The following is a 10,976-nucleotide window of genomic DNA, read 5'->3' on the forward strand; positions in this document are numbered from 1 at the left end:
GAGAGTTCGCTCATCCCATCCTCCCCGGGCGCCCGGCTCTTCCTTCCGCCAGGGCCACCGGCGTGATCAGGCTTTTGGCACGAGGCCGAAGTCGATGATCTCCTCGGGCGCGATGTCCCGGGGCAGCGCGTCCGCCTCCCGCAGGACCGCGACGGTCTTCGCGACCCGCCCGGAGTCCAGCGTCCCGATCACCCCGCCCGAACCGCCCGGCCTGACATACGCGGCCATCAGCTTCAGCTCCGCCGCCGCGGCGGCCGGGTCGGCGGCGTCCACGTTCCGCCGCAGGATCTCGCCGGCCTCCTCCGGATGGGCCAGGCTGTACTCCAGGCCCTTGAGCAGCGCGGCCGTGAAGCGCTTCACCATCTCCGGCTTCTCCTCGGCGATCTTTGTCGAGGTGATCAGCACATTTCCGTAGAGATCGGGGATCACCTCGCTGTACGGCAGCAGGACGGCCTTCTTCTTTGTCACCGCCTCGACGGTCGGCTTGCCGACCACGAACTGGCCGATGCCGTCCACCGAGCCGCCGGCGAGTGTGCCCATGAGGGTCTGCGCGTCTCCGTTGACCCAGGTCACCTTGGTGGCGTCCACCCCGGCCAGCCGGGCGTACGCCGGGAAGAGGTTGCGTACGACGGAGCCGGGCGTGTCGGCGAGCCGCTTGCCCTCAAGGTCCTTGGGAGCGGCGATGCCCTGGTCCTCCGTGGTGGCGATCGCGGCCATGGTGCGCTGCTGGACGGCGGCCACCGCGACGAAGTCCTTCGCCTGGCCGCTGCCCATCTGCAGCAGGGCGCCCGTCAGATCGGTCGGGGCGAAGTGCGCCTGGCCGCTCACGACGGCCGCGATGGAGCCGCCGGTGCCCTGGCCCGGCCTGATCTCCACCTCGAAACCGGCCTCTTTGAAGAAACCCTTGTCCTTCGCGACCCAGGCGTACGCATCCCGGCCGAAGTTGCCGAACGAGGTCAGATAGGTGATCTTCTCCAGCGCCGGGCCGTCCGCGGCGGGGGCCTCGTCGGAGTCCGGCCCGCCGCACCCCGACACCAGCGCCAGCGTTGTGGACAGGGCCACCGCGGCGACCGTACGGGCGAAACTGTTCATGTGCACCGTGTCGTCCTTTCCGGCCGCTGATGTGACGCGGACGGGTCGTCGAGACATCGAGACAGAACGGCGTGACGGAACCGCCGGAGTACATGACACTTCAGGCGAGCACCAGCGTACGAGAACGGCGCCCGCGCCGGGCCGCGTGCGCGGAATTCACCGACAGGACGAGAGGTACCGCTGAGCGGCCCTGTCCGGGTAATCTGACCGCGCGTTACGAACCAACCGGCATTGCTGATCGCCAGTGTGGACGGGGGAGACGCCGGATGATCGGACTCACCGGTGTGTCCCGGACCTTCACCAGCCGGTCCGGTACGACAGTGGCGCTCCAGGGCATCGATCTCCACATCGCCGAGGGCGAGTTCGTCGCGGTGGTGGGCCGGTCCGGATGCGGCAAGTCCACCCTGCTCCGGCTGATCGCCGGACTGCTGCCGGTCACCGAGGGCGTGATCACCATCGGCGGCGAGCGCGTCACCGGCGCGCGGCGGGATGTCGCCATGCTGTTCCAGCGGCCGGCCCTGCTGCCGTGGCGGTCCGTCCTCGACAATGTCCTGCTGCCCGTGGAGATCTTCGGCTGGGACACGTCCCAGCACCGCCAACGCGCCCACCAGCTCCTGGAAACGGCCGGGCTGGGCGGCTTCGAGAAGCACCGGCCGCACGAACTCTCCGGCGGTATGCAGCAGCGTGTCGCGCTGTGCCGGTCGCTGATGGGAGAGCCCCGGGTGCTGCTCATGGACGAGCCGTTCTCCGCACTCGACGCGCTGACCCGCGCCGAACTCGCGGTGGAACTCCAGCGGATCCACCGGGAGAACGCCGCCACCGTCGTCTTTGTCACCCACGCGATCGACGAGGCGGTGCTGCTGGCCGACCGGGTGGTGGTGCTCAGCCCGCGACCGGGCCGGATCCGCGAGGTGGTCGGCATCGACATCCCGCGGCCGAGGACGCCGGGCCGTACGGCGCATCTTGCCGAGGTGGCCCGGTTCAGCGCCGATCTGCATGAACTGCTCATGGAGCCGAGCGGGTCCGCGCCGGTGCGGACGGACGGGCGATGACCATGCGGATCTGCGTCTTCACCGAACCGCACCGGGGCGCCGACTACGAGGACCAGTCGCGCTTCGTACGGCTTGTCGAGGCGGCCGGGTTCGAGGGCTTCTTCCGGGCCGACCACTACCGGGCGATGGGCGACGGTCCCGGGCTGCCCGGTCCCACCGACGCCTGGGTGACGCTCGGCGCGCTCGCCAGGGAGACCTCCCGGATCCGGCTGGGCACCCTGGTCACCTCGGCCACCTTCCGGCTGCCGGGTCCGCTGGCCGTGACGGTGGCGCAGGTCGACCGGATGAGCGGCGGACGGGTCGAGCTGGGTCTCGGCGCCGGCTGGTACGAACGGGAGCACACCGCGTACGGCATCCCGTTCCCGGGCCTCGGGGAGCGCTTCGACCGGCTGGAGGAACAACTCGCCGTGATCACGGGGCTGTGGCAAACACCTCTCGGCGAGAGCTTCAGCCACCACGGCGACCACTACCGGCTGACCGACGCGCCGGCCCTGCCCAAGCCGGTCCAGACGCCGGGGCCGCCGGTCATCGTCGGAGGCCGTGGCCGCACACGCACCCCGGAGCTGGCCGCCCGGTACGCCGACGAGTTCAACATGCCCTTCACCTCGGTGGCGGAGACGGCGCGGGCGTACGGGAGGGTGGCCGAGGCGTGCGACCGGACCGGCCGGGCCGGCACCGGCAGGCCGCCGCTGGTGCTCTCGGCCGGTGTGGTGGTCGCGATCGGCCGTACCGACGAGGAGGCACGGCGCCGGGCCGCTCCGCTGCACGTCAAGAGCGCGCTGCCGCCGGAGGATCCGGTGGTCGGCTCCCCGGCTCAACTCGTCCAGCGACTGGGCGAGTTCGCCGCGATCGGCGCGAGCCGGATCCATCTGCGGCTCATTGACCTCAGCGACCTCGACCACCTGGAGCTCATCGCGAGCGAGGTGCTCCCGCAGCTCTGACGGACACGCTGTTCACCATCGAGCGGACCTCCCGGACAGCCGGGGCGGGGACAGGAATCCCCGTGACTGACATCGCCACTGGCCTCAGGTGAGGGACATCGCCGCGCTGACACACCTCTGCCCGCCGCCTCAGGACTCACCTCGCCCTGTCGACTGGGCCGGGGTGGAGGCCGTCCTCGGCGTGCGCCTTCCCGAGGACTACAAGCGGCTCGCGACGGTTTACGGCCCCGGGGTCTTCTCCGGCTACATACACGTCTACCACCCGCGCGGCCACACCGAATTCGCCGATCTCACCGGACCCGTGCCGGGCCGGCTGCGGGCGCAGCTCCAGCGGGACTACGACCAGGGCACCCACCCCGTCCCGTACGACCCCCGGGACCTCCTCGCCGTCGGCGGCACGGACAACGGCGAACACCTCTTCTGGATCACCGACCCGAGGGACGCCCCCGACGCCTGGCGCATCGCCGTGAACGAAGCGCGCGGACCCCGGTGGTTCACCTTCGACGGCACCCTGACCGCATTCCTGACGTCCGTCCTGAGCGGAGAGACAGCCGTCCCCGCCTTCCCCAAGGACCTCCTTGAGCAGGCGAGGGGCTTCACCCCCTCCCTTCCCGTCCTCAGTCCACCTCCGGATACCCGGCCCAGACCGCCCGTCGCCAGTGACACCGTCCGGCGATGGGCACGCGCCAACGGTTACGACGTACCCGACCGCGGTCGCGTCGCCGCCGGGATCCGCGAAGCCTGGGAGCGCGCCAACCCGGCCTGACACCACGGGCACCGCCCGTCCGGGTGCTGTCCGAGCGGACAGGGCCTCCATGACATGGATCACCAAAGCGGACACTACGGGGAAGGCAACTGTCCCTTGGTGAGGCAATTGCCCGCCGAGTGAGAGTGGTGTGCCGCGCTCCACGCCCGCCCAACGCGCTTCCGACAAAGGCGTTTCCGATCATACGATCACTAATGAAGCCCTGCGTGGGTACTGCCGCAGCGGCTGCCTCGATACTTTTTCGAACCCGCTTCTGGGACCCGCGAAGGACTCCGTTGAAGATTCGCCGCATTCTCGCCACGGCCGTCGCCGCCGCCGTGACCACCCCCGTCATCCTGCTCTCCGTCACACCCGCGCTCGCCGACGCCAAGCCGTCCGCCGCCTCGGGGGCGCGGCAGCAGGGCGAGCGGGGAAAGCCGTCCATCGAGGAACTCGAAGAGGCCGCCGAGAAGGCGCAGCAGGCGTACGACGACGCCGTGGCCGTGGGCAAGGCGGCGCGGGTCGTCCTCGAAGCCGCCCTCTCCGATGACGCGCCCCTCGCCGTCGCCGAGAAGAACGCCAGGAAGGAGGCGGCCGACGCCGCCACCGCCGAGAAGATCGCCGACCAGGCGCTCGCCGACGCGCAGGCCGTACTGGCCGGGCTGCCCGAGACCGCCACCGCCGAGGAGAAGGCGACCGCGGAGAAGGCCGTTGCCGACGCCGAGTCCGCCGCTCAGGCCGCGGCGGACGCCAAGGCCATCGCCGATGAGAAGGCCGCGGCGGCCGACGAGGCTTTCAGTGACGCCCGCGTCGCCGCCGTCCGGGAGTATTCCAAGGTCCAGGACGCCACGAAAGCGGCGCTCACGGCGAAGGAGGCCGCCGACAAGGCGCTCGCCGACGCACGGGACGAAGCGGAACCGGACGAGCCGGAGTGCGTCTTCGAGGGCGACCTCAGCACCGTCGTCACCGGCCTGCCGTCCAAGATCGTCGCGGGCGCGACAACCGACTTCTCACTCCGCGTGACCAATGGCACGGACAAGACGCTGGGCAAGGTCTCCCCGCATGTCTACTTCCACGCGACGGACAAGAGCGGCTACGACGTCCTCGACGACGCCTTCCACCTGCAGTGGTCGACCACCGCGTCCCCGTCCTGGAAGAACGTGGAAAAGGGCGGCTCCGCCGGGTCCGTCGGCCCGCTGAAGGCCGGTGCCCACGCCGATGTGAAGCTGCGCCTGAAGGTCGACGCCAAGGCTCCGGCCGGGGACGGCCTCGCCCTTGTCGCCGGTGACTACCTCAACGACGATGAGTCCTGCGGCGGCAACGTCCCCTCCGAGTACGCCTTCGAGCTTCTCGCGGCAGGCAGCGTCGTGGACGGCGCCGACGACGCCAAGCCGGGCAAGACCACCCCGGACACCAAGCCGCAGGGCGCCACGTCCACCACCCCGGTCGACTCCGCCGGCCCCACCGGCACCGGCTCCCTCGCCAGCACCGGCTCGCCCTCGGCCCTCCCGCAGCTCGCCGCGGCGGCCGGCGCGGCGGTGGCCCTCGGCGCCGTCGTGGTCCTCGTCGGCCGCCGCCAGCGGGCCGACGCCTCCTGACGAGCCGTGACACCCTCGGCACATGGCCGCATCCGGCCGCGCCGGGAGAAAGGGCGCCCCTTCCCCGGGGCGCCCTTTTCCGGCTGTGCTGAGTCGTTACTACGTTCGGCCGCCAGCGGTCGCTGGTGGTCATCAGGCGCGATGTCATGACAGTGCGACCCGCGCTCGGAGCCGATGTGTGGGGGCTCGCGCAGTGCAGAGGGGCGAAGCCGTGCAGGTCAGCCTCGGAGGACGGAGACAGCGATGGAGTGCGCCCGGGGAGATCGGGTGCCGTACAGCGGGCCAGGACATCCGCACGAGGGCGGCACACGGCGGCGGCCAGACCCGGATCGCGACACGGAGCGGCAACGCCGCAGGTGAGACAGCGGGAGGCAATATGCTGCACCAAGGGCTGTCCCGTAATCCCTGGTGGGCTCGCGACGACGGCTACGGCACGTCGCCGCGTTGTTGGAACGCCCCCATACGTCCAGTATGAGGACGCCCCTCCGCCTTGCGACCCACCGCATCCGACGCCGCTCGCTGATCCACCACGGATTACGGGACAGCCCTTAGCGATGGAAATGAACGGAGTTGGCGATGGCGCGTCCCTGGCTGAACGTGCTGGCACAGGTGGTGCCCGTTCCGCTCGGATTACTGCTCAGCGGTGCGCTGGTGTGGGCTGCCACCAACGCTGACTGGAGTGGGACCAGCAGCAACAGCGGCAACACGTGGACGGCCGGTTCGATGGGGCTGGGCAACGACAGCAAGGTGCCCATGTTCCGCATCGACAACATGCGCCCCGGCGACACAGGCTCCAACTGCATCGACATCGAGTCGAACGCCACCTTCCCCACCACGCTCAAGCTGTACAGCAATTCACCGAACTGGCCCAGCAACTTCCAGTCCTTCATCAACCTCACCATCGAGGTGGGCAGCGGTGGCACCGCCGGAGACTGCAGCGGCTTCACTCGGCACAAGACGGTGTTCGACGGCACCCTGGACCAGTTCATCGCCCTGCACACCGACTTCCGCACCGGACTGGGTCCCTGGAGGTTGTCCGGCAAGCCACCCAACTCAAGGAGCTTCCGCTTCGCGTGGAAGTTCAGCTCCAGCGCACCCAACAGCGCGCAAGGCACGAACACCAACGAGGCGTCCTTCACCTGGGAAGCGCGGGAACAGAAGTGACATTCCCCCGCGACCCGGACGGCGGCGAGCTTTACCAGCCCACGGCCAAGCCCACCCCGCACCCGATCCGCGTGGTCACCTCGGTCGCCTCACGTACCGTGCTCGGCTCGATGGTCGGGCTGCTGGTGTGGGCGCACCTGCCCGTGGTGGCACTGGGCTGGAAAGCGGGCGTGGTGCAGTCCGGCTCCATGCGTCCCGCCCTCACGCCGGGGGACGTCGTTCTCTACCAGCCGCCACCGCGCGACCGCACACCGGCGGTGGGCCAGATCGTGCTGGCCCAGGACCCCACCCGACCCGGCCATCTGCTCACCCATCGGGTCCACCAGGTACTTCCCAACAAGGACCTGATCACCAAGGGTGACGCCAACTCCTCACCGGACTCCACCCCGTTGCGGCCCGCGGGACTCCAGGGCGTAGCACGACTGCATGTGCCCTGGATCGGGCTGCCGGTCCAGCTCTGGCGGGCCAGGGAACTCGTGCCCGGGGCGATCGTGCTGCTCGGACTCACCCTTCTGCTCGCGCTCGCCGCCCTGCCACTGCACGGCCGCAGTCAGCGCGCGTAGGGTCTTTCGTCTGGATCCGGCCGGGTCGGGGAGCGGGGCCCGGTGCCGCGGATCGCAAGGCGCGGCGCCGGGGCACGCGGGCCCGGCGAGATGTGAACGAGGGGCGATGGCCCCGGTGGCCCCCAGTGAGAGGCGGAACCCGCATGGCGCCACGTCCCCACTGGCTGTTCGGGGACCAGCTCGGTCCGCATTTCCTGGACCCGGGCCGGGGCGGACCCGACACCCGGGCTCCGGTGGTCATGATCGAGGCGCGCTCGGTACTGCGCCGGCGCCGTTTCCACCGCGCCAAGGCCCATCTGGTGCTCTCGGCGATGCGGCACCGCGCCGCGGAACTCGGTGACCGGGTCACCTATGTCCGGGCCGAGACGTATGCCGAGGGCCTGGAGCAGGCCCTCGGACATCCGGTGAGCCGCCGGCCGGGCGCCCAGGAGCGGCACGCGGGCCCAGCACGGGAGCGCGGCGCGGGTGGTCGACTGACGGTGTGTCACCCCACCTCGCGCCGGGCACTGGACTTCGTCGCCGCGCTGGAGGGTGTGGAGATCCTGCCGGCGAAGGGCTTCCTGATGAGCCAGGACGACTTCGCCGAATGGGCAGGACGCGGCCCCGGCCGGCGGCCCCGGCTGGAGGGCTTCTACCGCTGGGTGCGCGAGCGGCACGACCTGCTCATGGACGGCGGTGAACCCGTCGGCGGACGGTGGAATCTCGACCACGACAATCGCGAACCCCCACCGCGCGGACAGGAAACCCTCGACGTCCGGGGCCCCTGGCGGCCGAGCGAGGACGCCATCGACGAGGAGGTCCGCCACGACCTCGACCGCTGGGAGCGCGACGGCGATGTCTCCTTCGTCGGCCGCGACGGCCCCCGGCGCTTCCCCGTGACGCGGCGCGAGGCGCTGTCCGCGCTGCGGCGGTTCGTCAGACACCGGCTGCCGGACTTCGGCCGCTACGAGGACGCCATGCTCGCGGCCGACCCGGTGATGAGCCACAGCCTGCTGTCCGCGCCCCTGAACCTCGGACTCCTCGACCCGGCCGAATGCGTGGAACACGCCGTGCGGGCCTACCGCGCCGGCGACGCGCCCCTCAACAGTGTCGAAGGGTTCGTCCGGCAGATCGCCGGCTGGCGCGAGTACGTCTGGCACCTGTACTGGCACTTCGGCGAGGGCTACCGCCACCGCAACGCACTGCACCACACCACCCCCCTGCCGGAGTGGTTCCTCGAACTGGACGCCGACGCGGTCACCGCCAACTGCCTGTCCACCGTGCTCGCTCAGGTGCGGGACACCGGCTGGACCCATCACATCCCCCGGCTGATGGTCCTCGGCAGCCGGGCCCTCCAGGACGGCTGGGATCCGGCGGCCCTGACCGACTGGTTCCACCGCTGCTTCGTCGACGGCTACGACTGGGTCATGCTCCCGAACGTCGTCGGCATGTCCCAGTACGCCGACGGCGGCCTCATGACCACCAAGCCCTACACCTCCGGCGGCGCCTACATCCACCGGATGAGCGACCTGTGCGGTCCCTGCGCCTACCGCCCCACTCACCGCACCGGCGACCACGCCTGCCCCTACACCGCCGGCTACTGGGCCTTCCTCCACCGCCACCGCGAACGGCTGGCCGCCAATCACCGCACCGCCCGCGCGGTCAAGGGCCTCGACCGGCTCACAGACCTGCCGGAACTTCTCGACACAACGGCGCGACGCGGCGACACACCTCCCTGACCGGCCGGGTGAGCGGGGACCCGGGGAGGTCCGACGCAGGCGTGTCGCTCGATGTGCACAGGCCGCCCCTGGGACCCCACGACATCGCCTGACAAAGCCCTACCGGGGCTCCGCCTTCTCCCATGGCCTGACCCCGAGCTTTCCGGTGGTTCCGAGATCGAGGCCCGGGGCCACCGTCACCGGGTCGGCGCCGGCCTTCGCCCGGACCCGCACATAGGGCACGTTCACGGGCGTGCCGCCCTCGGTGGTGTTGCGCCACACCAGACCGGCGGTCGCCGACTCGCCGGGCCTGAGCGTGACGGGCCGGGGCCGCGAGTCGGGCCCGGCGCCGGTGGTGATCTCGCCGCTGCCGTCGAGGATCCTGATGCCGTCGACGGGCTCGCGGTCGCTGTCCAGGAGTTCCAGCAGCGGGTAGCCCTCGACGGTGTAGGCGCGCGTGCCGCAGTTGTCGAGCCGCAGACCCACGACGCGCAGTCCCATGGCCGCGTCGCCCTCGTCGGCGCTGATCCGGATCCCGGAGGCGGGGCAGGTGCCCGGCTCGGCCGGCGCCTCGCCCGCGGGGACCTTGGTCACGTCGAGCACCTTGGCCCGCGTCACCCGTGGCGCGGAGGGCGGCAGGCCCCCGGCCCGGACCGTGCCCCGCACGGTCTTCCCGGGGCGGACGTCGCGCACGGTGGCGCTCTGGTTGGTCACGGCCCCGCCGTCACCGCTCATAAAGGTGAAGACAATCGAGTAGGTCAGGGTCTCGGTGCCCTCGTTGGTGACCTCGTAGGCGGCCGTGACCCATGAGTCCGTGGCGAGGCTTTCGGCGGAGACGGAGTAACTGCGGGTGGGCGAGGGGGAAGGCGAGGGGAGAGTCAGTGAGGTGATCCGTACGCCGTCCTTGCCCGGATCGTCGACCTGCGTGCGGGACGGCGGTACGGCCGCGCCCGTGACGGTGTTCCCGGCGCCGGCGTGCTCCGTCCCGCAGGCCGTGAGCAGCGGAGCGATCGCGGCGAGAGCCGCCAGGAAGGGCGCGGTCGCGGCGAGGCGCGGGCGAAGAGAGGCAGGTCTGCTCATCCGGTCATCACATCAAGGCATTGACCCTGCACGCGTGATGGAGGTCACAGTACGCGTCACAGCGGCGTCACAAGTGGGGGCGGCCCGCCGTCCGTGATGTGCCGGTCCACCGGCAGAGGATCCTCCCCGGGCCGCGCGCCGGGCTGTCGCCACTGCGGGGACCGGCTGAGGCTCGGCCCGTGTGCCGGTCCTCCTGCTGCTCGGCGCCCGAGAGTCCACTGCCTCCTCGACACCAACAAGGACACCCCGGAGGGGCAGGTACGCCTCAGTTTCCTCGGCTGACCGTCACCAGTTCCCGTAGTCCTCGGCCAGGTTGGCGATGAGGGAGAGCAGAGCGTTGGCGCGGTGCCGGTCCTCGTGCTGGTCGCGCAGGGCGTTCCCGGCTGCCCGGAGACGGGCCAGGGCGGCCGGAGCCCGGTCCTTCACCTCGTAGAGCAGTGGCTCGGTGACCAGATCCAGGCATTCGGCGAGCAACTGCCGGGTGGCGGGGGACGGCGGGTCCGGGTCAGGGGCGGCGAAGCCGGTGGTCAGGTACTGCGCGGGGTCGGTGAGGCTCCAGCCGACGACGGTGCTGTGCTGGACGAGGAGTGCCACGTCGGGGGCGATGCCGATACGGGCCTCCAGCGGCTCGTCGAGGACTTCGAGGTCGCGGAGGCAGGTCAGCACGGTATCGCCGGGGGCGCGGCAGAGCACCGTGGTCACCTCCAGACGGAAATCCCGGGCCTCGTCCGCGTGCAGCCCGCCCGGGCGGACGGGGGGCGTGGCGGGAACGCGGGCGGAGTCATCGGCGCCGGCGGTCTCATAGGGCAACCGGAACCCGGCGCCGACCAGTTCCCGGCCGACCTGGCCGAACCGGAGCTCGTCGGGAGCGTCCCACAGCCACTCCCGGCTGCCGAAGGTCTCCACGAGGAACCGCTGCCATTCCTCCACGTCCGCGTACTCCGCGATACGCACACATTGGCCCCGGAAATCGAAGCGCGGGGCGCTGCGCAATGGATCGCCCGCCACCGTCGCTTTCCAGTCGCCGTCGAGGGTGAGTTTCAT

Annotated in this window: 10 protein-coding genes; 7 read left to right on the forward strand and 3 right to left on the reverse strand. The window is 71.0% G+C overall.

Going from position 1 to position 10,976, the window contains the following annotated elements; translation table 11 throughout:
• Nucleotides 1-66: 66 nt before the first annotated feature.
• Nucleotides 67-1,092, reverse strand: coding sequence for an ABC transporter substrate-binding protein (locus tag ABZ707_RS13060; RefSeq protein ID WP_360172369.1), 1,026 nt, complete (start codon nucleotides 1,090-1,092; stop codon nucleotides 67-69).
• A 266-nt stretch (nucleotides 1,093-1,358) separates the two neighbouring features.
• Between ABZ707_RS13060 and ABZ707_RS13065 the strand changes: the two genes are divergently transcribed.
• The 7 genes from ABZ707_RS13065 (at nucleotide 1,359) to ABZ707_RS13095 (ending at nucleotide 8,873) form a co-directional block, all read left to right on the forward strand.
• Nucleotides 1,359-2,144, forward strand: a complete 786-nt coding sequence (locus ABZ707_RS13065; protein WP_360172372.1) for an ABC transporter ATP-binding protein — start codon at nucleotides 1,359-1,361, stop codon at nucleotides 2,142-2,144.
• Nucleotides 2,145-2,146: 2 nt separating this feature from the next.
• On the forward strand, nucleotides 2,147-3,085 hold the full coding sequence (locus ABZ707_RS13070; protein WP_360172608.1) for an LLM class F420-dependent oxidoreductase: 939 nt from the start codon (nucleotides 2,147-2,149) through the stop codon (nucleotides 3,083-3,085).
• 88 nt (nucleotides 3,086-3,173) lie between these two features.
• Complete coding sequence (locus ABZ707_RS13075; protein ID WP_360172375.1) at nucleotides 3,174-3,851, forward strand: histone-like nucleoid-structuring protein Lsr2; 678 nt, start codon at nucleotides 3,174-3,176, stop codon at nucleotides 3,849-3,851.
• Nucleotides 3,852-4,126: 275 nt separating this feature from the next.
• On the forward strand, nucleotides 4,127-5,428 hold the full coding sequence (locus ABZ707_RS13080; RefSeq protein ID WP_360172378.1) for a peptidase: 1,302 nt from the start codon (nucleotides 4,127-4,129) through the stop codon (nucleotides 5,426-5,428).
• Nucleotides 5,429-6,004: 576 nt separating this feature from the next.
• A complete protein-coding gene (locus ABZ707_RS13085; protein ID WP_360172381.1) occupies nucleotides 6,005-6,592 on the forward strand; it encodes a hypothetical protein in 588 nt (195 codons plus the stop codon).
• Complete coding sequence (locus tag ABZ707_RS13090; RefSeq protein WP_360172384.1) at nucleotides 6,589-7,155, forward strand: signal peptidase I; 567 nt, start codon at nucleotides 6,589-6,591, stop codon at nucleotides 7,153-7,155. Before ABZ707_RS13085 ends, ABZ707_RS13090 begins: the two co-directional genes overlap by 4 nt.
• A gap of 143 nt (nucleotides 7,156-7,298) precedes the next feature.
• Nucleotides 7,299-8,873 (forward strand): cryptochrome/photolyase family protein, encoded by a 1,575-nt coding sequence (locus ABZ707_RS13095; protein ID WP_360172387.1) that lies wholly within the window; start codon nucleotides 7,299-7,301, stop codon nucleotides 8,871-8,873.
• A 99-nt stretch (nucleotides 8,874-8,972) separates the two neighbouring features.
• Here ABZ707_RS13095 and ABZ707_RS13100 read toward each other — a convergent pair whose 3' ends face one another.
• On the reverse strand, nucleotides 8,973-9,932 hold the full coding sequence (locus ABZ707_RS13100) for a DUF4232 domain-containing protein (RefSeq protein ID WP_360172390.1): 960 nt from the start codon (nucleotides 9,930-9,932) through the stop codon (nucleotides 8,973-8,975).
• A 285-nt stretch (nucleotides 9,933-10,217) separates the two neighbouring features.
• On the reverse strand, nucleotides 10,218-10,976 hold the full coding sequence (locus ABZ707_RS13105) for a hypothetical protein (protein WP_360172393.1): 759 nt from the start codon (nucleotides 10,974-10,976) through the stop codon (nucleotides 10,218-10,220).

Source organism: Streptomyces sp. NPDC006923 (genome assembly GCF_040635655.1).
Lineage (GTDB): Bacteria > Actinomycetota > Actinomycetes > Streptomycetales > Streptomycetaceae > Streptomyces.

Bases quoted from the DNA above. Each gene is read 5' to 3' on its own strand.
- ABZ707_RS13060 (WP_360172369.1), bottom strand. From the start codon at position 1,092: ATGAACAGTTTCGCCCGTACGGTCGCCGCGGTGGCCCTGTCCACAACG.
- ABZ707_RS13065 (WP_360172372.1), top strand. From the start codon at position 1,359: ATGATCGGACTCACCGGTGTGTCCCGGACCTTCACCAGCCGGTCCGGT.
- ABZ707_RS13070 (WP_360172608.1), top strand. From the start codon at position 2,147: ATGCGGATCTGCGTCTTCACCGAACCGCACCGGGGCGCCGACTACGAG.
- ABZ707_RS13085 (WP_360172381.1), top strand. From the start codon at position 6,005: ATGGCGCGTCCCTGGCTGAACGTGCTGGCACAGGTGGTGCCCGTTCCG.
- ABZ707_RS13095 (WP_360172387.1), top strand. From the start codon at position 7,299: ATGGCGCCACGTCCCCACTGGCTGTTCGGGGACCAGCTCGGTCCGCAT.
- ABZ707_RS13100 (WP_360172390.1), bottom strand. From the start codon at position 9,932: ATGAGCAGACCTGCCTCTCTTCGCCCGCGCCTCGCCGCGACCGCGCCC.
- ABZ707_RS13105 (WP_360172393.1), bottom strand. From the start codon at position 10,976: ATGAAACTCACCCTCGACGGCGACTGGAAAGCGACGGTGGCGGGCGAT.